At 57.0% G+C, this 22723-nt stretch carries 21 protein-coding genes and 1 pseudogene; 10 read left to right on the forward strand and 12 right to left on the reverse strand.

All coding sequences use genetic code 11. From position 1 onward, the window contains the following. Positions 1–16: 16 nt before the first annotated feature. The 4 genes from IE099_RS10265 to IE099_RS10280 are packed head-to-tail and all read right to left on the reverse strand — an operon-like array spanning position 17 to position 3094. Positions 17–664 (reverse strand): HAD family hydrolase, encoded by a 648-nt coding sequence (locus tag IE099_RS10265; RefSeq protein ID WP_189569840.1) that lies wholly within the window; start codon positions 662–664, stop codon positions 17–19. Next, positions 654–1241 (reverse strand): hypothetical protein, encoded by a 588-nt coding sequence (locus tag IE099_RS10270; RefSeq protein WP_189569841.1) that lies wholly within the window; start codon positions 1239–1241, stop codon positions 654–656. The genes IE099_RS10265 and IE099_RS10270 overlap by 11 nt, the downstream gene beginning before the upstream one ends. A gap of 51 nt (positions 1242–1292) precedes the next feature. Beyond that, entirely contained in the window at positions 1293–2780 is a 1488-nt protein-coding gene (locus tag IE099_RS10275) for an arylsulfatase (RefSeq protein ID WP_189569842.1), read from the reverse strand. Between the two features lie 47 nt (positions 2781–2827). Further along, on the reverse strand, positions 2828–3094 hold the full coding sequence (locus tag IE099_RS10280) for an HPr family phosphocarrier protein (RefSeq protein WP_189569843.1): 267 nt from the start codon (positions 3092–3094) through the stop codon (positions 2828–2830). A 172-nt stretch (positions 3095–3266) separates the two neighbouring features. On the opposite strand from IE099_RS10280, the pseudogene rpmH reads away from it, so the two are divergent. The 4 genes and pseudogenes from rpmH to IE099_RS10300 all read left to right on the forward strand — a co-directional run. After that, positions 3267–3398 (forward strand): annotated as a pseudogene (gene rpmH / locus IE099_RS10285) (50S ribosomal protein L34); the annotation flags it as partial. A 140-nt stretch (positions 3399–3538) separates the two neighbouring features. After that, entirely contained in the window at positions 3539–3913 is a 375-nt protein-coding gene (rnpA, locus tag IE099_RS10290; protein WP_189569845.1) for a ribonuclease P protein component, read from the forward strand. 35 nt (positions 3914–3948) lie between these two features. After that, complete coding sequence (locus IE099_RS10295) at positions 3949–4845, forward strand: polyprenyl synthetase family protein (protein ID WP_189569846.1); 897 nt, start codon at positions 3949–3951, stop codon at positions 4843–4845. 11 nt (positions 4846–4856) lie between these two features. After that, positions 4857–5282 (forward strand): RNA-binding S4 domain-containing protein, encoded by a 426-nt coding sequence (locus IE099_RS10300; RefSeq protein WP_189569847.1) that lies wholly within the window; start codon positions 4857–4859, stop codon positions 5280–5282. A gap of 7 nt (positions 5283–5289) precedes the next feature. Here IE099_RS10300 and IE099_RS10305 read toward each other — a convergent pair whose 3' ends face one another. The 6 genes from IE099_RS10305 to IE099_RS10330 form a co-directional block, all read right to left on the reverse strand. Further along, entirely contained in the window at positions 5290–6720 is a 1431-nt protein-coding gene (locus IE099_RS10305; RefSeq protein ID WP_189569848.1) for a DUF1501 domain-containing protein, read from the reverse strand. A gap of 5 nt (positions 6721–6725) precedes the next feature. Continuing rightward, positions 6726–8957 (reverse strand): PSD1 and planctomycete cytochrome C domain-containing protein, encoded by a 2232-nt coding sequence (locus IE099_RS10310; protein ID WP_189569849.1) that lies wholly within the window; start codon positions 8955–8957, stop codon positions 6726–6728. Between the two features lie 4 nt (positions 8958–8961). Beyond that, entirely contained in the window at positions 8962–10323 is a 1362-nt protein-coding gene (locus IE099_RS10315) for a FecR domain-containing protein (protein WP_189569850.1), read from the reverse strand. Position 10324: 1 nt separating this feature from the next. After that, a complete protein-coding gene (locus tag IE099_RS10320; protein WP_189569851.1) occupies positions 10325–10861 on the reverse strand; it encodes a sigma-70 family RNA polymerase sigma factor in 537 nt (178 codons plus the stop codon). A 102-nt stretch (positions 10862–10963) separates the two neighbouring features. Further along, positions 10964–11875: an ATP-grasp domain-containing protein gene (locus IE099_RS10325; RefSeq protein WP_189569852.1), complete on the reverse strand. Its 912-nt coding sequence runs from the start codon at positions 11873–11875 to the stop codon at positions 10964–10966. 8 nt (positions 11876–11883) lie between these two features. Then, positions 11884–12801, reverse strand: coding sequence for a hypothetical protein (locus tag IE099_RS10330; protein WP_189569853.1), 918 nt, complete (start codon positions 12799–12801; stop codon positions 11884–11886). A gap of 122 nt (positions 12802–12923) precedes the next feature. On the opposite strand from IE099_RS10330, the gene IE099_RS10335 reads away from it, so the two are divergent. After that, positions 12924–13826, forward strand: a complete 903-nt coding sequence (locus tag IE099_RS10335; protein WP_189569990.1) for a dienelactone hydrolase family protein — start codon at positions 12924–12926, stop codon at positions 13824–13826. A gap of 100 nt (positions 13827–13926) precedes the next feature. Here IE099_RS10335 and IE099_RS10340 read toward each other — a convergent pair whose 3' ends face one another. Both IE099_RS10340 and IE099_RS10345 read right to left on the reverse strand, forming a co-directional pair. Continuing rightward, complete coding sequence (locus IE099_RS10340) at positions 13927–15825, reverse strand: hypothetical protein (protein WP_189569854.1); 1899 nt, start codon at positions 15823–15825, stop codon at positions 13927–13929. Between the two features lie 56 nt (positions 15826–15881). Continuing rightward, positions 15882–16742 (reverse strand): hypothetical protein, encoded by an 861-nt coding sequence (locus IE099_RS10345; RefSeq protein ID WP_194598384.1) that lies wholly within the window; start codon positions 16740–16742, stop codon positions 15882–15884. Positions 16743–16920: 178 nt separating this feature from the next. Here IE099_RS10345 and IE099_RS10350 point away from each other — a divergent pair, with 178 nt between their 5' ends. From IE099_RS10350 to IE099_RS10370, 5 genes are all read left to right on the forward strand, one after another. Then, positions 16921–18336, forward strand: a complete 1416-nt coding sequence (locus IE099_RS10350) for a sulfatase family protein (protein WP_189569856.1) — start codon at positions 16921–16923, stop codon at positions 18334–18336. Positions 18337–18443: 107 nt separating this feature from the next. Then, positions 18444–18725 carry a hypothetical protein gene (locus IE099_RS10355; protein WP_189569857.1) on the forward strand — a complete coding sequence of 94 codons (282 nt, stop codon included), beginning with the start codon at positions 18444–18446 and terminating at the stop codon, positions 18723–18725. A 68-nt stretch (positions 18726–18793) separates the two neighbouring features. Next, the gene (locus IE099_RS10360) at positions 18794–19219 is read left to right on the forward strand and encodes a TA system VapC family ribonuclease toxin (RefSeq protein ID WP_189569858.1); all 426 of its coding nucleotides are present in this window, start codon (positions 18794–18796) and stop codon (positions 19217–19219) included. Between the two features lie 172 nt (positions 19220–19391). Continuing rightward, entirely contained in the window at positions 19392–22055 is a 2664-nt protein-coding gene (gene ileS, locus IE099_RS10365; RefSeq protein WP_229809474.1) for an isoleucine--tRNA ligase, read from the forward strand. Positions 22056–22090: 35 nt separating this feature from the next. Then, a complete protein-coding gene (locus tag IE099_RS10370; protein ID WP_189569860.1) occupies positions 22091–22711 on the forward strand; it encodes a signal peptidase II in 621 nt (206 codons plus the stop codon). Positions 22712–22723 lie beyond the last annotated feature (12 nt).

The raw sequence follows: 22723 nt of genomic DNA on the forward strand, positions 1-22723 counted from the left end.
GGACTTATTACAAGGCTTATTCAGATAAAAGAGCGGCACCAAGTTCCCTCAAATTTGAGCAAACACGGTCAGCCTCCGCGAAATCACTCACGGTGGTGATGCGATTGGGGATGGCAAAGGCAGTCATTCCCGCCGTTTTCGCGGATCGGACTCCGTTGAGAGAATCCTCGATGACCAGACAGCCCGAGGGAGGCACTGCCAGAGTCTCGCTGCAGGCCTGATAGAGATCAGGAGCAGGCTTGATGCGGGGCGCATCGCCGCGACAGGTGGTGTTCTCAAAGAATTCGGCCAAACCAAGCCTCCCCAACCAGCCATCCACCCATCCATGGGAGGAAGACGAGACCACCGCCAGGCGGGTCTTCCCTTGCAAAGACTCGAGTAACTCGCGCGCTCCCTCCACGGCCCCTTGGGTCGCCAGTTCAGCTTCGATCTCAATCTGCCGGCTGGCATCCATTTCCTCCCAATCAAAGGATCTGCCAGTCAGCTCTTCCAAATGCAGCTTGGGTGACCAGGTATCAAAGTCCGAGCCAATGCACTGCACATAGACCTCAATGGGCAGTTCCTGCCCCTCATCGCGAAAAGTCCGCAGCCAGGCCGAATAAATCGCCCACTCCGTATCCATCAAGGTCCCGTCAAAGTCGAAAAGAATAGCTTCAGGCAGCATGGGCAGGTGACGTCGGGGGCTTGGATTTCGGTTTCAAGAACAAAAAGACAATGGCGAGAATCAAGGTCAGCGTCCCAATCAACCCCAGAACGACGGCTCCTCCAATCATCCCGAAGACACCGCCAAAATTTTCCATGAAAGTGCCTTCCGACAAGGAGACCACTCTGGTCTCTCCCGCGGGAGCGGAGGCCTTGAGAGTGTAATCACCCGGAGCGGGCAGCTCAAAGGTCCCCACGCCGACCTTGTGGGTGCTCCCATTATTCATGGTGGTATTCCCAACCGAGGGGGCCAAGGGGATGACCACCGATGTTGAACCTGCGGGACGGATCTCAAAGCTAAACCCTCCGGGCAGGGCCAAGTCATTGGCGATGGTCTTCCCCTCGAAAATATCCTGATAATTGTGCCACAAGGAAACCTTCCCGGCCTCTTTCACAGTAAAAGTAGCTGTCCCGGGAGCCTCCATCACGACGAGATTGCTATTCACATTATCCACGATGGTCTTGAACCCCCGCACGCCAAAGACAATGGCGAAAATCCAGCAGAGCGCTGTGATGATAAAAAAGATGACCGCTTTCATGTCCGGGGCAACCTGCCCCACTTCTTCACCGAAAACAAGCCAGTCCCATTTTCAGGGTGAACTCAATTCCTCTTTCAGGGGCGCGATCCGATAGCGCTCATGGTCGCTTCGGTTCTCATGCCAGACTGATTGCAGCTCCCTCAGCTTCTCTGGCTCCTTGCTAGCCAAGTCCTTCGCCTCCGCCGGATCGGTCTTCAGATGATAGAGAGCCCATGGTGGACGCTTTCCTTTTCGGGCAAACCCCATCCAGACCGCTTTCCAATCGCCATCAATGACAGCGACCTGCCCTCCGTATCCATGAAACTCCCACAACATGGGCACCTCCCTCACGAGAGTCTTCTCTCCAACAAGCTCCTCCAACAGATTGACCCCATCCATGCCCGAAGGCGGCACCACCCCGGCTGCGGCGCAGAATGTCGGGAACCAATCGGGAAAGTAGCTGGGGGTATGGCTACGACCACCCGGCTCGATTCTTCCTGGCCAGCGGACAATCGCCGGAACGCGCAGTCCCCCTTCATACACCGACCCCTTGAATCCCCGCAGACCACGGAGGGAATTGAAGAAGTCCGGGTCCACCCCGCCAATATTGAAGTCAGGGTCACTTCCCCGGTGGGTCGTCCCATTGTCAGAGGTGAAGACGATAAGCGTATTCTCCGCCAGCTCGAGCTCTTCCAGCCTATCCATCACCGCCCCCACATACTCATCCAGATCGGAGATCATCGCGGCATAGCCCGCCCGGGGCCGGGGATGGGGCAAGTATCCACTCGTTCCACGATAGACCCCCTTCTCCTCATCCCACTCCCTGGGATACCGATCCACCCACTCGGCGGGTGGATGCATCGCGACATGGGGCTCCACGAAAGGGCAGTAGAGAAAGAAAGGCTCTTCTTTGTGAGCCTCTATAAATTCCAGCGCCTCCTCGAGTATCCGGTCCGGCGCATAGACCTGACCCCAATAGGTCTCGGCCAAGACTTCGCCCTGCAGTTTCTTCGCGTGGCCGGGAATCGCAGGGTCGTTGAGAATCTCCACTCCCTCGTCATCATCCAGGAAAGGAGGATAGAAGGAATGGGCGTTGCGCTGGCAATTGTAGCCATAAAAGCGATCAAAGCCTTGCCGAAGGGGAGAACCACTGGAATCGGTGGGCCCCAACCCCCACTTCCCGAACCCACCCGTGCGGTAACCCGCGGATTGTAGAACTTCAGCAAGGGTTACGGCTTCCTCGCTGATCGGCCACTGACCGGGGAACTTGCGACCGTTCTTGGAGTCGCCATTGTTCCGAATCTCAGCCCGGGCAAGACTCTTGCCCGTCAAAAGCACACAGCGGGAAGGCGCGCAAACCGGGGCTCCCGCATAGTGCCGCATCAGTTGGACCCCTCCAGCAGCCAGCCGGTCCAAATTCGGGGTCTTGATTTTCTCCTGCCCATAGCAGCCCAACTCGCCCCAGCCGAGGTCATCGGCGAGAATAAAAACCAGATTTGGCCTCCCGAAAGCTGAAGAAAAAACAACCGAGCTGAGAAAAAATAGCCAAAAACGCCTCATTGGAGGCCATTTTATCCGCCCTTTGGCAGGAAAGAAACCAGCAAAAACTATTCCTCGAAGTTGCGATTCACGAGCTCTTCCAAGGCCGCCAATGCCTCCTCTTCATCGCTTCCATCAGCCGTAACTTGTAGTTGCGAACCATGTCCGGCGGCGAGCATCATAAGTCCCATAATGCTTTTGCCATCAATCTCTTCATCATCCTTTTCGACGCGAATCTCGCAGTCAAAGCGGCTTGCAATCTTCACGAATTGCGCGGCAGGACGAGCGTGAATCCCGAGCTTGTTATTAACCGTGAATGTCTTTGTGGAGGCCATGAATCGGGCGGAGACTAATCGCACCAGCGGGGACGGGGAAGGAATATTTTTTAGCAAGTGTTTCTCCTGTCTTGACACCCCGCCCCCGATGACTAGTCTTCCGCCCCTTTCGCCCCCTCCGGCGGGAGTCCGACACCCGCCAAAAGGCACCCAACTTTAAGAATAGATTATCATGAAGCGCACCTTCCAACCCTCCAAACGCGTCCGCAAACGTCAGCACGGCTTCCGCGCCCGCATGGCTACCAAGGCTGGCCGCGATATTCTTTCCAAGCGTCGTCGCAAGGGCCGTAAGCGCCTTTTGCCGAAAGGTGCCGAGATTCACTTCAAGCGTCACACCGTCCAGCACAACACCAAGTAGTGCCCGGTGGCGGATTCCCTCCGCACGACTCTAATTTTTTACCATTGAACCGGCGCGGATGATTCCGCTCCGGTTTTTTCGTAGTCATGAAACTTCCCCGCAAGCTGACCCTCAACGACCGCGCCGACTTTCAGGCAGTGCGGGAGAAGGGGAAATCCGTGAGCGGCAGGTTTCTCGTCCTCGCCGCGCTGCCCCAACCGCAATTGGACCACTTTCGCTACGCTCTCATCACTTCCAAAAAGGCCGGAAAAGCCCACGAGCGAAATCATATCCGACGACTGATTCGCTCGGTGCTGGTCGAACAGGGGGAAAGGATCAGCCCCGGTTACCACTTGGTCTTCATTGCCCGCTGGCGAGCCAAGGAGGCCACCTATCAGGAGATCAGCCGCGAAGTCCTCTCTCTGGTAAAAAAGCAGAAACTTCTTCGCGCACCCATTCCAAATCACGAAGCGCAGTCTTGATTCTTGCGCCCACAACTCCGAATCTCACTCGAACGATGCCAAGCGACGACTTCAAAACTTACCTCGGCCAAAAGGTCAGTCTCATTGACGGCCACCTCGACGCCCACCTCCCCTCGGACCTGACCTCCCCCAGCAAGATCCACGAAGCGATGCGCTACTCGGTCTTTGCCGGCGGAAAGAGACTCCGTCCCATCCTTGCCCTCGCTGCGGCGGAAGCCTGTGGTGGCAGCGAAGAAGCAGCGCTCTTTCCCGCCTGCGCCACCGAACTGCTTCACACTTACTCCCTCGTGCACGACGACTTGCCGGCGATGGACGACGACGATTTGCGCCGTGGCCGTCCCACCTCGCACGTTGTCTTCGGCGAAGCCCTCGCGATTCTCGCCGGCGACGCCCTGCAGGCCGAGGCCTTCCACTTCATTGCCCAGACCCCACCAGCTACCAGCTTCACCGTTGCCGATTACCTCAAGGAATTCGCAGTTTGCGCCGGTTCCCTGAAGCTGATTGGCGGCCAAGTGCTGGACCTTGAGGGAGAAGGCGAAGACACCCTTCTCAGCCACGACGAGCTGATCGCGATTCACGAGAGAAAGACTGCCGCTCTCCTGACGACCTCCATCCGACTGGGCGCGATGACCGCGGATGCCACTGCCGGGCAATTGGACGCGCTCACCACCTTCGGCTACAACCTCGGCCTCGCCTTCCAGGTCATCGATGACGTCCTCGACGTCACCGCCGACACTGCCACTCTCGGCAAGACTGCAGGTAAGGACGAAGCAGTGAACAAGTCCACCTATCCCGCGATTCTCGGTCTGGAAGAATCCCGTCAGGAAGCCAAGCGGCTCACCGACCTGTCCTTGGCCGCGCTGGAGCCCTTCGGCGAAAAAGCAGCCCACCTCTCGCAGATCGCCCACTATCTGCTGGACCGCGAATACTAGGAATCAACCCCATGTCTGAAAGTTGCCGACTCGACAAATGGCTTTGGGCAGTCCGTCTTTACAAGACGCGTTCATTGGCTACAAAGGCTTGTCAGGCGGGTAAGATCAAGCGTGCCCAAAAGGCGCTCAAGCCCTCGGCCTCTCTCCAAATCGGAGACCACCTCGACGTCACAGTCCCCGAGAATACCCACGTGCGGCACATTGAGGTCGTGCAGCTGTTAGAGACGCGGGTTTCCGCTCCCCTCGCCCGCGAAGCCATCATCGACCACACCTCTGCCGACGTGTTGAAAGAGGTGGAGGAAAAGCGCAAAATCCTCCGCGAAGAACGTCTCTTCCGCCAAGAAGGCGACCAAGGCCGCATGACCAAGAAGAAGCGCCGCGAGTGGAACAAGAGTCGGGATACTCCCCACAATCCCTTCTTCGGTGACGAAGGATAGACCGCCGCTAAACCAGAATCTTTTTCACCACATGGCCGTGCACATCCGTCAGGCGGAAGGCCCGCCCCTGATGCCTGAAGGTGAGCTTTTCGTGATCCAGCCCGAGGAGGTGGAGAATCGTTGCCTGGAGGTCGTGCACATGCACCTTGTCCTGCACGACGTTGAATGAGAAGTCATCCGTCTCGCCGTAGACGCCGGGCTTCACTCCCCCACCCGCCATCCACATGCTGAAACAGCGAGGATGGTGATCGCGACCGGCACTGGCCTCTCCGATTTTCCCTTGGATCACCGGACTGCGTCCGAACTCACCTCCCCAGATTACGAGGGTATCATCCAGCATGCCCCGTTGCTTCAAGTCTTTCACCAACGCGGCACTCGCTTGGTCGGTGTCTTTGCAATATTGCTTCAGCTTGCTATCGATGCCGTCATGGTGATCCCATCCAGGGTGAAAGAGCTGAATATAGCGCACACCCCGCTCGGCGAGTCGACGGGCTAACAAGCAGTTGGCTGCAAAAGTTCCAGGACGACGCGCATCTTCCCCATAGAGCTTGTAGGTCGCCTCCGACTCGCCGCTCAAATCCGTCAACTCGGGCACGGACTGCTGCATCCGATAGGCGAGTTCATACTGGGCGATGCGGGTGCGGATCTCCGGATCACCAAATTGTGCTGCCTGCCGCTCGTTGAAGGCCGCCAATCGATCCAACATCGTCCGGCGCACTTCAGTCGAGACCCCGGGAGGATTCTGCAGATAAAGCACCGCATCCTTCTCGGACCTCAGCATCACCCCTTGATTTTTTCCCGGGAGGAATCCCGGGCCCCAGTAATAATCATAGAGCGGCTGTCCCCCCGCATTGCTGACCTTGGACGCCAGAACGACAAATCCGGGCAGGTCACTGTTGGGACTCCCCAAACCATAGGTCAGCCAAGACCCCATGCTCGGCCGCCCTGCGATCTGATGGCCAGTTAGCATAAAGGTCATCGCCGGCGCATGATTGATCTGATCAGTCGAGACCGACTTGATCAGGCAAAGGTCGTCAATGATGGAGCCCGTGTGAGGCAGATGCTCGCTCAACATCACGCCTGACTTTCCATAGCGTTGGAACTTGTGAAGGCTTCCGTGCACAATTTGCTTTTGCTGCGCGGTCATCCCCGTCACCCGCTGACCCATTCGAACGGAGTCCGGCAAAACCGTCCCGTTGAACTGCTCCAACTGGGGCTTGTGGTCAAAGGTCTCAATCTGCGAGGGAGCCCCCGACATCGTCAGATGGATGACCCTCTTGGCCTTGGGCGCATAGTGCGCCACGGGGTCGGTGATGAGGCTTTCAGTCCCCGAAGCCTGGCAAAGCTGGGCCAACGCGGCAGCCCCGATTCCATAACCCGCCGTTCCCAAGAGATGGCGGCGGGACATATTCATGCGGTGGTCAAAGAGTGGATTCATCAGTTCTATTGGTGGCTAAGGGCTTCGTCGGTATTGACAAGGAGAAGGGCAACATTGGTCAGCGCCGCTAGTGCGGCAGGCTCGGAGTCATCCGAAGGATGGTCTCCGTAGCCAATCAGCTGGGTTGCCTCATCGGGGCTTTGTTCATAGTGGGTCTTGGTATCTTGATAGAGTGCGAGCAGGTCCCGCTGCTCTTCATCGGTTGGCTGGCGCAAAAGAAGCTTTTCAAACATCGTGGCAATCGCCTCCTCCACTGGGCCTTGATGTGATTGCGCCATCACTCGCGCCGCCTCGACATAGGTCACATCATTCAGGGTGACGAGAGCGTGAAGGGGAGTATTGGTCCGCCGCACATTGACCTCGCAGATTCGCCGCGGACTGGCATCGAACAGGTTGGCAGGGGCGGTCGTGCGCCTCCAGAAGGTATAGAGACTCTTTCGATAAAGCCTTTCACCGTGGTGTCTCTCATAACGAATCTTTCCCGCAGTCGGGGTGAACCAAATATTTCGCGGCTGATAAGGTCGCACGGAAGGACCGAACAACTCGGTGTTCAGCAAACCCGAAGCCGCCAGAGCCTGGTCGCGGATCATCCAGGAAGGATGGCGAAAGCGCGCCCCCCGTCCGAGGAGGATGTTTTCCGGGTCCCGCTTCTGAGCAAGCTCGTCCCGCTTTGAGGTCTGTCGATAGGTTGCGGACGTCACAATCTGTTTCAGCAAACGCTTCACATCCCAGCCGTTGGCCTGAAAGTCTGCCGCCAACCAGTCGAGTAGTTGAGGGTGAGAGGGACGCGCACTTTGGATTCCAAAGTCTTCCTGCGTTTTCACAATCCCTCTCCCAAAGAAGAGCTCCCAGAAGCGGTTCACCGCCACCCGCGAGGTCAGAGGGTTCTCATCCGCGGTCATCCACTGCGCGAGACCCAGACGATTGGGTGGAAGTGGTCCAAAGTCCAGGAAGGCGGGAGGGGCAGGTTCCACTTCTTCAGTCGGTTGGTCCCAGGCTCCCCGGTCCAGGAGATAGGTTTTGCGCGGCTCTCCTTCACGATCCTTCAAAACCGCCACCTGAATCGTATTCCCTTCCGGAAACTTGATTTGATGGTGCTTGGTGTTGGCTTGATAGTCTTCGACCTGCTTGCGCTCCTCCGCCGACACCTCAACTGTTAGGAAAGGATTTGCATTGTGCCCCGCCTGACCGTTCTCATCGATATTGTTGAAGTAGGCAAAGAAGCTGAAGTAATCCTTCTGCGTGATGGGGTCGAACTTGTGATCGTGACAACGCGCACAGCCCATGGTCAAACCGAGAAAAGCCGTTGCAGTGGTTTCAGCGCGATCCGCGACGACTTCAATACGGGTCTCCTTCGGATCCACTCCCCCTTCTCCATTGATCATGTGATTCCGGTTGAAGCCGGTGGCGATGATCTGTTCCGGGGTGGCATTGGGCAAAAGATCACCCGCAGTCTGTTCGATGATGAATTGATCGTATGGGAGATTCTCATTGTAGGCCCGGATCACCCAATCCCGCCAAGGATACTGGGAGCGGACCTGATCGAGCTGATAGCCATCACTCTCGGAAAAGCGTGAAACCTCCATCCAGACCGCCGCCATCCGTTCGCCATAAGCGGGCGAGTCCAACAGACTATCGACAAGGCGCTCATAAGCTTCGTCGCCTTGTTCGGATTCGGACAAGAATCGCTCCGCCACTTCCGGCGCTGGGGGGAGACCCGTGAGGTCCAGCGACACCCGGCGGAGGAGTGTGCGGGCGTCCGCCTCGGGAGACGGGGTAAGCCCCTCTTCGGTGAGCTTTTCCAAGACAAAGGAATCAATTTCGTTCTTTATCCATGGAGAGTCTGTTTTTGGCTCAACCGCTTTGATCGCTTCAAAGGCCCAGTGATCTCCCCACTCCGCCCCTTCTTCAATCCAGCGCTTGATGGTGTCTTTTTCAGATTCGGACAACTGCCGGTGATTGTCGGGAGGCGGCATGACGTCATCCTCATCTTTCGCAATGATTCGCTGATAGAGCAGGCTCCCCATGGGATCACCCTTTTTGACTAAAGGAGTTCCTCCCACCTCGGAGAACAAACCCTCTTCGGTATCGAGACGCAGCTTGGCCTCACGGGTATTTTCATCCGGTCCATGGCAATGGAAACAAGTGTCGGAAAGCACCGGCAAGACTTCATAGCTGAAGTTCACCTCGGCCCCGGCAAAGGTGCCCAACAAGGGAAAAAGGAAAATGAATTTCATAACATCAATTTTGCGAAGAGGCCAAGCGACCCGGCACGGAAACAGAGTCGAGGCCGATCCAGCTCCAAGAAGGATCGCGGTAGGTATCAACCAAATCGAGAACGTAGATCTCTTCGGGAGAATCCTGCGCAGTCGCCTCAGCGAGCTCCCGCTGGGAGATCTCAACTTGCGACCACTCGTAAAAATTGCCTGCCGGACGCCGCACCGAGCAAAGATAGCGCCCGTCGCTCACCCGCCGTAGAACAAGTCCGAGAAAGCCTTCGCCGCTCGAGTCCTTCGGAAGAGCTTCCCGGCTGAGCCCCGGATTCTCGGCATGACCACGTCCACCTGTTAGATAAGCGGTCAGCGAGCCGCCCTTCCGGTCAAGATGAAACGGAGGCGAGCTCAAGCACAGGCTCTCCATCGAGTCCCGCCAGTGAAAAGGCAGAGGCATGATCCGTCCCTGGCCACGGTGGGGAGGGAATCGATAGGCGGCATGGAAGCCACCCACCTGGTCTGGGGCGGTTGGGAAACCCACCTGACCTTCCACCAGAGCGAAGCGTGCCAGACCCGCCGTGAGCTCGGTGGCAGGGCGATCACCGCGATCACTCTCGCTCCCCTGCATGGTGATCTGCCACTCTGGACTGCCCGGCTCGAAGTCAAACTCGATGCGTTCGTTGCTCGGCATCGTGTGCCAACCGAAGCTCGCCATGCTGAGGGGAATGGGCTCATAGCCAGCATTGTCCGGATGATTCACCCGCACGGCTTCCCCCACCCCGACCATGGCCGAGACTTCTTCCGCAGGCAAAAGAACCTCGGCTTTGCCTTCGAAGACATGCAGCTCGGTCTGCCTTTCTCCAACCGCCACCCCAATCCGGGTGCCGTGATCAATGACATCGCCATTGGGAGTCATCACCCGAAAGCCAGTCGCCTCAGGAGGAACGTCCGCGGTCAGCCGGCCGCTCGCGAGAATCATCTCATTATCCCCGGTGATCTCATACTCCGCGGGTCCTTGGACCTCCACCAAAACCCCACTCGGCATCTCAATGGATCTCATCTCCGCAGCAACCAAAGTAACAGGCAGGGAAGAAGTCTTCGCAATTGACTCCTCCGGCTTGTTCGTCAGCAGCGTTTGCCAAACAACAGCGAGGACCAATCCTGCGGCAATCGCCAGAGCGAGCGGACGCCACCTCTTTTTCGGAAAGGACACCACCTTGCTCTCTTCCTGCCAATTCTCTAACAGAACCTGAGTTCCGAGGGTATCGGTAAAGAGCTCGAGGGCTTCGTCATCTTCCCGCAACAACTCGGCCAAGGTCTCCTTCTCCCCATCGGAGAGTGAGTCTTCCAGCGACTTGGCGATCAGCGCTTCTAGTTCGGTGCGTTTCATTTCAGTCGGTTTCCTGTGCCAATTGGCGGTTGATGCAATCTCGTAGACTGGCGCGAAGTCGCTCCAGCTTCTTTCTCACGGAGGCAAAGCTCTGACCCTGAGCCTTGGCAAAATCAGCGAGAGAGCTTTTTGTAAAGTAGCGGTGCTCGATGAGGGAACGGTTGTCTTCCGAGATCCCCTGCATGCACTTCCGGAGTGCCTGTCGCCGATCCGGTAGATTCCCCCAGCGCTCGCAGGTGGATTCCACGAGGCGTTCAAGCACCTCGTCATCGAAGGTTTGCAGCCGGTTGGCCTGGCTCCTCTTTCGCCATGCCATCACCTGAAACCGGGCAATGGTCCCCGCCCAGGCATTGAAATTGGTGCCCATCTCGTAGGAATCGCGTTTGCGCCAGAGCACCAGATTGGTCTCCTGCAGGATGTCCTCACAATCCGCCCGCCCCGGAACCATGGCGCGGATCAAGACCCGCAACACGGGCTGTTGCTGGGCGATGAGGTTCACGAGCTCTTCTTCTTGCTCGGCTGACAAAGGGCTTTCCACTTACCTACTAATAGCGATCGAAAACGGAGTGTGACGAAAAACTTCGTTTTTTTCGAGAAAGCAGAATCGAGGTCTCCCCTTGGACCTTTACCCGGTGACCCATCAGCCGGCCACAATTGACCCGCTGGCGTCTTCCTGCAGATGATTCCAGAGCGCCGCAAAGAACCGCCCGGCATCAAGAGTAATTGGAAGCCCGGATACTCCCGCGTCCCCGACTTCCACTATTTTCCAAGTGCCATCGGTTAGATAGACCACATCCATGGTAATGAAGCGGGATTGAAACCTCCTCGCAATTTCTTCCCAGCGCTCCCGCTCATCCATGGGATTCGGTGACCGTCCTTGGGGCGGCACGACCACCTTCCCTTGCCAAAAGAAAAGGCGCACCTCCTCAATGACAGGTAGTCCGCCGACATCACTTCCACGCTCCACGATTGGAAGAAACTCGCGGATAACAACCCCACGGTTAAAAAGTTTGCCACGCTCGCGGCGAAAGATTGAAAACATCTCGAGAAAGCGTTCTCGCTCGGTGTGGGCAGGCAGATAGCAAGCGTCTTTCCACTTGGCCTTTGCCGATTTCACCCAATCCTTGATGATGGCATCCTCTGTCCTGAACCCCTGATAGAGCTCCCAAGCTTCCTCCGGATTCTCTCCTTCAATCCAGGCTGAACGGGATGTTTCACCAACCAAATGACGATAGGCCAGGGGCAGATAATGAGCCTCTTCGTAGGCAACGGGCTCCACCGCCGGGCTATAGCCTTTGGCCAGCAATGCCGCATACAGCAGGGCATAACTTTCGCCCGCCAGCATCCAACCTCGCAGAATCAAAAGCTGGCCCTTGCCGGGAGGAAGGCCAGTAAGAGCCTCAGTGAGGCTTCCCGCCTCAACATCCTCATGACTATAAAAGCCGATTGAAAATCCCAACCAACGGGCGGCTTCGTATTCGGACGCAAACTCAGAATCCGGAACTCCGGACGAAAATGGCTGATGGGGAAAGAGGACAATAGGCGCACTCATAGTCCTGCCTACTTCACCGCCTTCACTCCTTCGATTAAGAACACCGCGTCCTGATAGTCGCCGTTGGAAGCCTCCTCGAAACCGACGATGTAGGCATTCTGCAGGGCTTTTCCTCCCAATGCTTCAACCGGATAAATGCGAGCCGTATGTTTGATGGGAGCTCCGACTGACTTGCCAGGGAAAGTCAGGGAGGTGTATTTGTGAGCTTCCAGGAAGAGGCCAAAGCGCTTCGGTGCGTCGACCACCGTGACATTGGGAGCGCCTGTTGCAAGAGGCGGGCGCAAGGTTTGATGCGCATCCGGACGAGCAGGAGTCGTGGCTGCAAGACTACCCACCGCTTGCAAGGTGAACTCCTTGCCATTCGGGATAGCAAGACCGAATGGCGCGTCACCCGGTGGAGAATAACGGGCTAGCGGCGTCAAGCGCACCGCCCCATCTCCCACGGGTTCGAACTGACTGGCCTTCACCGAGTCTCCAATTTTGGTTGCCTTGCTATCGAGCGATAGATCCTTTCCCCCCGCGTCCAGATTGGCGCCGAGAGCGTCTAACAGCTCTTGCAAAGGAGGCTCATTCTTTCCCTCCAAAGCAGCGGTCGCCACCCCCCGCAACTGCACAACCTGAGCCCCATCTCCAGAGCCGACCACGAGCTCGGCCGAGAAGTATCCCCGCTCGGTAGTGGGCTTGAATTCAATCTCTAACAACAATAGACCGTTCTCCTCCTTTACCGCATTGCTAACCGCAAAGGAGTTCGCGCCCGGACCACGAAACTCCAGGGGAAGCTGACTGACCTCTTCTTGAACCTTGAACAAGGCCACTTTGCCCTTCCAGGCGCTGAAACCTCCCACCTTGCTCAATGAGACCCATGCCTCTTGAGCGCTAAGGGAGAGACAACCTAACAGAAGAAGAGCGGAAGTGAGAACTTTCATAGCGACAACATAGAGCACCAGCTGCATTTTTCACCATCGAAAATACCATGGCAAGTTCGCTTGGCCGCCTTGTCATCTGCCGGTCCTTGCGTTATGGCTTAGCAGTCCACTTCGATTTGCTCATGTCTAGTACCGATTCCCTCCCCACCTCCCATCCAATTCCACAAGAAGCCTTCGATTGGTACGACGAATACGCCCATGGAATGATCGACCGACGCACCTTTCTCACCAGACTCGGCACGATCACCACCGCAACGCTCACAATGGGCACCCTGATGTCAGCTCTCCTGCCCAATTACGCGGCGGCCGAGCAAGTTAGCTTCAATGACCCCGAGATTCGGGCGACCTACGAGACTTTCCCCTCCCCCAAAGGTCATGCCGAAGGGCAAGGCTATCTCGTCATTCCCACCAAGGTTGAAGACAAGGCCCCCGTCGTCCTGGTGATTCACGAGAACCGCGGTCTCAATCCCTACATCAAAGATGTTGCCCGCCGTTTGGCCAAAGCCGGATTCGTGGCTTTCGCACCCGATGGACTCTATCCCGTAGGTGGCTACCCCGGCAACGATGACCAGGGACGGACCCTGCAAAGCGGGATGGACCGGGCCAAGTTGGAGCAAGACTTCATCGCGGCGGCCAAGTTCCTCAAAGGACATCACATGAGCAATGGCAAGTTGGGCGCGGTTGGCTTCTGCTTTGGCGGCTACATCGTCAACATGTTAGCGGCCACTATCCCCGAACAACTCAACGCCGGGGTGCCCTTCTATGGAACTCCTGCTGCGGAGGAAATCCGCAAGAACATCAAGGCCCCGCTCATGATTCAATTGGCGGAATTGGACAAGCGGGTGAACGCAAGCTGGCCCGAATACGAAGAAGATCTCAAAGAGGCGAAAGTGGACTACACCATGCACATGTATCCCGAGGCCAACCACGGCTTCCACAACGACTCCACCAGTCGCTACGATGAGAAGCAGGCGGAGCTCGCATGGACCCGAACGCTCGAATTCTTCAAGAAGCACCTGAGCTAACAAGGCTTTGCACGAAGGACCCGAAGGGAGAAGATTTAAGAGTAAGGACTTGTTCTAAGATCTCACCCCTTGGCGCTTTGGCTCTAGGGTCTGAGTGCCTCTAACCATTCGGCAAAATCTCCTCAAGCAGCATTTCGATATTGGCTTCCGCCAATTCGGAGTCGGGATAGATGGCTTGGGCCTCCAAGTAATGGGCCAGGGCAGAGGCGAGTTGAGGCTCGCGACGATTCTTAAGCTTCTCGGCATTGTCGATGGCTTTGGTGAAATCTGCCACGCGCGGAGCGAGCAACTCAATCTCCCGGCCCAGCTTGGGATCATCCGGGAACTCCTCGCGAATGCGCGCCAGCTGCTCATAGGCCGCATAGTCGGCACCTCGCTTGGAAAACTCGGAAGCCTGCATAATGGCTCCTTCAATCTTGCGCAGATTGCTCGTAATTTGCTTGAGAGCCGCCGTCCGCTCCTCATCCCCGCGCACCGCCAGAATGAACTCACCCTCCTCGGCGCGCTTGGCTATCTCCCGATAATTGCTCTCAGACAAAAGGCGATCGAAGTCATTCCGAGAAGTCACCAGCTCGGAGCTACTCCCGACCATGTTTTTAAATTCTTCTAATTTGGGATTGGTGGGCCAGATGGAGGCAGCTTGCTTAATGGACTCGGCGGCCTTGTCCGATTGCTTGGCCAACAAGCTCGCTTTAGCCTCCTCGATAGCGAGATCGGAGGCGAGGGTGTAGCCCGCGACTGCTCCTTCAGCTTTGGCAGCTGGAAAGTCCTTTGCTGCTGCCTTGAGCGATGTGATGAGTTCTTGGGCCCGTCCATAATCACGCGCTTGCATCGCTCCATAGAGGAGGTTCAGGTCGGTGATGTAACCCTGCACCTGCCTCTTTTTCTCACGCGGTAACGTCGCCACGGGGGTCAAATACTCACCCAAAGCGAAAGCCTCCATCAAACGCTGTGAGGCATTGTGAATTTCGCCACGCTCCAGAAGAAACTCGAAGGCACTGATCGCTTTTTCCGAATCCCGAATGGCTTCGGAGGCCAAGGAATCCAGCGTCGCAATCGTGGGCGTGGCACCAAGGGATTCCGAGAAGAGCTTGGAGACATCGGAATCTTCCTCAATGCGCAGCGTGCGGTCACCATCTCGCCAAATCTGATTGTAGAAGCGGGAAGCCATCAGCACATGCTGGAAGCGTCGTTGCAGAAACCACTGGGCCATGGTGACCTGGTATTGAGTCTTCGACTGCACAACCCCCATCTCGGTGCGGACCACGTTGGCCTTTTTCAAAACTTCAATTTCAGCCAGGCGGCGCAAATGTTCTTGATAGCGCAGGGACTGCTCGCCGACACCGGGAGAAAGCGTTTCCTCGACACGACCTTCGCTGGTCTCGGTCACTTTCTTTTCCTGCCCCAAGCGGTTGGCGCGTTCGTTGCGTGCCATCTCGTCCGCCTTGCGGGCAACATTGGCGCGCTCCTCGTCCATTTTCTCATTGATCATGCGCAGGTTGCTACCGTCTTTCTTCGCCAACATCGCGGTGTAGACGGCCTCGGCCAAAGTCGAAGAAAGTCGTGCGTCGCCCGGATAGGTAGCGGCTTCGGGCAACAGCTTGAAGGCCTCGGCCAAGTTCGGACCCGACCCACGCTGACCAGTCAAACTCGCCAAGCGTTGCGGAGAAAGTAGGTCGAGAATCTCATCGATATTCTCGCGATATTCCCTTGCGGCTTCGCCATCCTCGGCGGGTTCGTTCAGATACTTTTCAAAGCGCGCCTTGATCACCCGGCTATCACCCAACGGGATCGTCACGCCTGCGACGGTCACCGTCTCTGCCGAAGGATCGAGCAAAGGAACCTCCTGCCCAAATGGGGATTGGCTTTGATTCTGATTGTTGTTGGATGCTGGGGCAGAATCCGTGGGAACCGCTGGAGCTGGCTGGGGCTTGGGTGGCGTATAGACCTGAGCCCCGAGAGGCAAAGCAAGGGCGGCAAAAAGACCGGAAAATTTCATCTTCCTGAAAGCTAACGCCTCCTCTCTCGCATCGCCAGTCTGAAAATAACCGACCTCTAGGTCCGAGTTTCCCAATCGACAGCAGTAAGCCAATTCCGCAAAACCTCCCGATTCCCAGTCAAGTTGCCAGTCACCCGATAATTGGAGGCCTGCAACACCTTTGCTTGTTCCTGAGCCTCATCAACTACAGCCCACGGCCTGGCACCCGACGAATGGATGAAGCGAACCGTCCCGTCCTTACTCACGACCAGAAAGGCGACGTGATTGTCCAAACCCACAATCCGCACTCCCGCCCCGCGGGAAACCACTTCTTCCAGAAAATCCTGATAGGGAGTGGAGACCCGAATGTGCATCTCACTCCGAGGGAGAAAGGTCGCGATGATATTCTGAGAAGCCTGCTGAGCGAGACGAAAGCGCTCCACCCGGAAACCCGCATCCCGCAAAACCGTCGAGACAAAGTAGCCGCAGGCGATCGTCCCCTCACCCGGAGTTTCGGAAGTTCCATTGAAGTCCCACGGAGTCCCCAACCAGCATTGCATCAAGGCCGGCATCACACCTTCTAACAGCACCCGGGCTTCGTCTTCTATCTTGCGGCGTTCCTCCTCATCTCCGGCAGCCGAATAGCGACTGGCCAGCCCCGCCCGTTGCTCCGCAAGCTCGGCAATCATTAGCCGATACTTCGCCGGGTCCGGCTCGGGAGACGGAGGCACACGTTCGACGAAGGGAAGCGGAATCCGTCCTTCCGGTAACTTGTCCCAGAGCAACCAAACTCCCCATGGAAGGAGAAAAAGGACCACAAAGAGGATGAAAGGTCGCGAATTCAAAATCTCGCCAACCCTACCCTCAACTTCAGGCAGGGTCCACCGGACTTGTCCAAACACGGCAAAATCTTGAAGAACAGTGGTCCGAATCGCCATTTTATAGAGCCCCAAGCTGGCGAGGGGGGAGAGGAATTTTCCTCCAGAAGCAGCCGCAGTGGAGCCTCATTTCTCTTAATCCGGCTCTTTGAAAAACACTCCCCGCGACCCTCTCCTCCATTTCGCGCAAAATCCGGAACGCTTGTAATCTGGCGCAAATTTGTTCCGTTTCTTCCACATGAAATCCCTTTTCCTCCTCTTGGGGCTCGCGGTGACTTTGCCCGCCAAGCCCAACATTCTTTTCATCTTTGCCGATGACCAGGCTCACAGCTCCATTGCCGCTTTGGGGAATGAGGAAATTAAGACCCCCAACCTCGACCAACTCGTCCAGCAGGGCACGAGCTTCACCAACGCCTACAATATGGGTGCCTGGAATGGAGCCGTCTGCATCGCCTCGCGAACCATGATCCTGAGCGGGCGCTCCCTTTGGCACGCCGAAGCGCTGGACAACCCGGAAGGAGCCAAAAATCTCATTGAAAGCGGAAAGACATGGCCCCAGCTGATGAAACAGGCGGGTTACCAAACCTACTTCACCGGCAAGTGGCACGCCAAGGCCCAGCCGGAGAAAATCTTTGATGAAGTGCGAAACAAGCGCCCCGGCATGCCCAACCAGACCCCCGCCGGCTACAAACGCCCCCTCGCTGATGGCAGCGATACCTGGGACCCTGCGGATCCGAAGTTTGGAGGCTTTTGGAAAGGCGGAAAGCACTGGTCCGAGGTCGTGGCCGACGATGCCGAGCTTTACTTTCAGGAAGCCGCGAAAAAGGACGAGCCCTTCTTCTTCTATCTCGCTTTCAACGCCCCCCACGACCCCAGACAGGCACCCCAAGAGTATCTCGACAAATATCCAGCGGACAAAATCAAGGTTCCGGTCAACTACCAGACGGAATATCCCCACATGGAGGCCATGAAATTGAAGGGGAAGAAAGACAGCCTCCTTCGTGATGAAAACCTCGCCCCCCTGCCCCGCACCGAGCTCGCGGTTCGGGTTCACCGCCGCGAATACTATGCCCTCATCACCCACATGGATGCCCAAATCGGTCGAATTCTCAAGGCCCTCGACGAGTCCGGCCAACGCGACAACACCATCATCATCTACTCCGCCGACCACGGCCTGGCCTGCGGAGAACACGGCTTGCTTGGGAAACAGAATCAGTATGAGCACAGCGTGAAGCCCCCCCTCATCCTCGTCGGCCCCGGCATTCCCGCCAACGAGCGTCGCGATGCTCTGGTCTACCTCCAGGATATCGTGCCCACGGCTTTGGAACTCGCCGAGATGCCCAAACCGGATTTTGTGGAGTTCGAGAGCCTCATGCCTTTGGCCAAGGAGGCTGGGAATGCTTCCGGGCGGAAAGCGGTCCTGGGTTCTTACATCAATTGCCAGCGCATGATTCGCGTCGGCGACTACAAGCTCATCGTCTATCCCGCGACCCAAACTCTCCGCCTCTTCAACCTCGCGAAAGACCCCCACGAGATGAACGACCTCATCACCCAACCCGAGCAAAAAGAGCGCGCCGCCGATCTCTTGAAACAGCTGAAAGCATTGCTGAAAGAGCACGGGGATCCGTTGGATCTGAGTGGAGTGGAAATTTAGGCGACGGAATTATCGAGAATGCTCTGGCCCTGCCGCCAAGGCACGGTCAAGCAGGGCAGAATAGAGCGAAACTTGCCTTTGACCCATAAAACCATATAGTGACCCATATGAAGACCACGCTTGATTTACCTGATGCTCTTCTTGTGGAGGCCAAAGCGGTAGCGGCCCGAAGGCGCACGACCCTGAAGGCCATGGTTGAACATGCCCTCCGCCGAGAGATTCAGTTTCAGGATGATCCCCTCAACAACTTGGATCCGGAAAAGTTTGAGCTCAATGACCTTGGGCTTCCGGTTCTCACTAAGATGAAAGGGTTTCCTTCCGGCCAGACACTTCTGGACCACATTAAAGATGTAGAAGGCGAAGACGACATGAACCGGGCGTTTCTCTAGAGCGCATCCTTTTTCGTCTATGCACGACGATCTCGTCAACTGAGCCACCCTCTTTAGGCTATCTACAAATGATCACTCTCCTCGATACCAACGTCTTGATCGCCCTCGCCTACGAGCAAAATCCTTTTCATCTCAAAGCGAAGACACTTTTCAGAGGTCTATTCAAAACAGGCTGGGCGACCTGTCCATTGACCGAAAATGGGTTCGTGCGGATTTTAGGAAATCCCAACATCGAGAATGGGCCCGGTTCCACAAAAGCCTCGCGTGACCTATTGTTCGCCCTCTGCGCCGCCCCGGGACATCAGTTCTGGCCGGACTCTATTTCCCTATTGGACGAAGAACGGTTCCCTCAATTGGGCGGGGTCAAAGCCCTGACGGACCAGTATCTCTTGGCTCTGGCAATAGAGAATCAAGGACGAATGGCGACCTTCGATAAGCGCATCGACGCCAGCCTCGTTCCCGGCGGCGCGCAGGCTTTGATGGTTCTCGCTTGATAAGGATGGGGGATAGGCCCTCCCTCCAGACTGGGTTTGAGACCCCATTTTCTGCTGTTCCTTTAGATTTGCGAAAACGGCGTTTGGTCTCTAGGGTCCCCGCCCCTGCAACATGAGCGAGAATCCGGTCAACTATAAGGAAACGATCTGCCTACCGAAAACCACTTTCCCAATGAAGGGGAATTTGGTGAACAAGGAACCCGAGCGGCTGCAAGGCTGGGAGGAAAGCAAGATCTACGATCGAATTCTGGCCAAGCGTCGCGAAAGTGGCGCCCCCCGCTTCGTGATGCACGACGGTCCTCCCTTTGCCAACGGCGATGTCCACATGGGCACGGCGCTCAATAAGGTGCTGAAAGACTTTGTGGTGAAGTCGAAGTCGATGGCAGGTTTCGAGGTGCCTTTCGTGCCCGGTTGGGACTGCCATGGCCTGCCCATCGAGTTCAAGGTCATGCAGGATGCCCGCGACAAGGAGCCTGCGGAAATCCGCACTCTCTGCGAAGAATTTGCCCGCAAATGGATCGACATCCAGAAGGCCAGCTTCCGCCGTTTGGGCGTCTTTGGGGATTGGGAAAATCCTTATCTCACCATGGCCCCGAGCTACGAGGCCGATATTCTCCGGGTCTTTGCGAAGCTGGTGGAAAAAGACCGCGTCTACCTGAGCAAGAAGCCCGTGCAGTGGTCCTATGGTGCCCGCACCGCTCTGGCCGAGGCCGAGGTGGAGTATCAGGACAAGAAGAGCACCGCGGTCTACGTTCCCTTCACCCTCATCGGCGGCGATCTGTCGGGAACCTCGCTGGTCATCTGGACCACGACTCCCTGGACCTTGCCTGCCAACCTGGGAATCGCAGTCCACGAGCGCTTCATCTACGTGGTGGGAACTTTCGAGAAGGATGGGGCCAGCAAGCAGCTCATCATCGCCCGCGATTTGCTCGATCAGTTTGCCGAAAAGACTGGCTGGAGACCCGCCGGTGACATGCGTGAGCTGTCGGGCAAAGACCTCGAAGGTCTCGAGGCCCAGCACCCCTTCCTCGACCGCACCTCCAAGGTCATCTTTGGTGGCTTCGTGACGGCGGAAACCGGAACCGGCGCGGTCCACATCGCACCGGGCCATGGCGCGGATGACTACGTGGCCGGCCTCGCGAACGGACTGGAAGTTCTCTCGCCTGTCGACGACGGCGGCCTCTTTACCGAAGAATGCGGCGTGCCCGAGTTGGTGGGTCAGCACGTCTTCAAGTGCAACGAGCGCATCGTGGAAATGCTTACCGAGCGCGACTCGCTGTTGGGCTCGGAAACCTACGAGCACCAGTATCCTTTCTGTTGGCGTTCCAAGACCCCCATCATTTTCCGGGCGGTGGAACAATTTTTCATCTCGCTGGATGGCATTCGCGAAAAGGCGATGGAGGAGATCGACAAGGTCAACTGGCTGCCACACTGGGGCCGCAACCGTATCTACGGCACCGTGGAGGCGCGGCCGGACTGGTGCATCTCGCGCCAGCGGACCTGGGGCGTTCCCCTTCCTGTTTTCTTCGGCCCCGATGGCAACGCGCTGTTAGATGCCGAAACCGTGCGCAAGATCGCCGACATCGTCGCCGAAAAAGGCACCAACGTTTGGTTCGAAAAATCCGACGAAGAGTGGGTAGCCGATTTGGGTCTACCGGCTGGTTCGAAGAAAGCGACAGACACCCTCGACGTCTGGATCGACTCGGGTTCCAGTCACGTCGCAGTGATGGAAAAGAACCCGAACGTGGGAGTCCCCGCCGACCTTTACCTCGAGGCCACCGACCAGCACCGCGGTTGGTTCCAGAGCTCGCTCATGCTCAGCGTGGGCTATCGCGACGTCGCTCCTTACAAGACGGTCATGACCCACGGCTTCGTGGTCGATAAGGACACCGGTAAAAAGACTTCCAAGAGTGACGACAAGAAGAAAGGCAAGCCCACCGATGCCGCACACTTCTACAACAAGTATGGAGCAGATATCCTTCGTCTGTGGGTCAGCTCGGTCGACTGGCAGAACGAGGTGCCCTTCGGCGAAGACCTCTTCCAGCAAGTGGGCGATCCCTATCGTCGTCTGCGCAACACCTTCAAGATTCTCCTCGGCAACTTGGACGGCTTCGACCCGACCCAGCACACCGTGGCGCCGGAGGACATGACGGTCATCGACCGCTGGATCCTGGAGCGTCTCAACGTCATCGTCACCGAGTCCCTGAAAGCCTACGAGAACTTCGAGTTCCGCAAAGTCTTCTCCGCCGTCAATCAGTTCTGCGCTCATGACCTGAGCTCGCTCTACATCGACATGACCAAGGACCGGCTCTACTGCGACGCGGAGGATGACGTCCGTCGTCGCGCCAGCCAGACCGCACTCTATCAAGTCTTCGACTCCCTCGTTCGCCTCCTCGCCCCCATCATTGCCTTCACTTCGGAGGAAGCCTGGGAGCATGCGGGCCGCGAGGGCAGCGTCCACGAACAACTCTTCCCCGAACCCGATGAGCGCTTCGGCAAAGGCGAGTCCACCGCCTTGGTGAACCGTCTGCTCGAAATCCGCGATCTGGTGCAGTCTGCCATCGAACCGCTGGTGCAGGCCAAGGAATTCAAGAAGAACAACGAGGCCAAAGTGGTCCTCACCGTTCCCGCGAATCACCCCTGCCTCTCCCTGTTAGAGGATCCGGTTTTCGTGAAAGAGTTTTTCATCGTAGCCGAAATGGAAATCGAACAAGGCGACGAACTCAAGGCCAGCGCCAGCAAGAGCGAGCACCCCATGTGTCCGCGCTGCCGTCGTTACGAACCAGCAGTCGACGGGGCCGGCCTCTGCGAGCGCTGCCATTCGGTCACGAACTAAATCAACTTGTCTCGATTGCCCCTCTTCCGCTCGTCATGTCCACCTCCTTCAAGCCACTCGGCAAGCTGTTGCTGCTCATTTCCTTGCCGCTCTATGTAATCGATCAGATTACGAAGTGGTGGATTGTCTTTCGCTTCGAGGAGCCTCCCATCATCAGACAGCTGGACAAGAATGGCGAAGTCATCCTCGCCCCCTCTTTCGGGACTGCCGATCCGCCCATCGTGCTGATTGAGAACTTCTTCAACATCACCCGGGTTCACAATCAGGGCGTCGCCTTTGGCTTCGGTAATGGCAGCAGCTGGGCGCCGATTGTTTTTCTCCTCGTTCCTCTCATTGCGGTGACTCTCCTTCTGACTTTCTGGAAAAAAGGAGCCTTTGCCACCCCCATGATGAAGACCGCCTGCGTGCTCCTCTTTGCCGGAATCGCGGGCAACGTGACTGATCGGCTGTTCCAGGGATTTTGGCTGGATCGGGTCAAGGACGGCAGTTGGTGGGAGCGCTTTTCGGCGGGCTACGTGGTGGACTTTTTGGATATCACCATCCCCCTCGTCAACTACCGCTGGCCCACCTTCAACGTCGCCGATTCCTGCATTTCGGTCGCTGCGGTTCTGCTGGTGATCTCGAGCTTCCGCGAGGAGGCGGCGAAGAAGAAGTAGGCCCGTACGGCG

The sequence above is a fragment of the Roseibacillus persicicus genome (assembly GCF_014651675.1).
Classification (GTDB): Bacteria; Verrucomicrobiota; Verrucomicrobiia; order Verrucomicrobiales; family Akkermansiaceae; genus Roseibacillus; species Roseibacillus persicicus.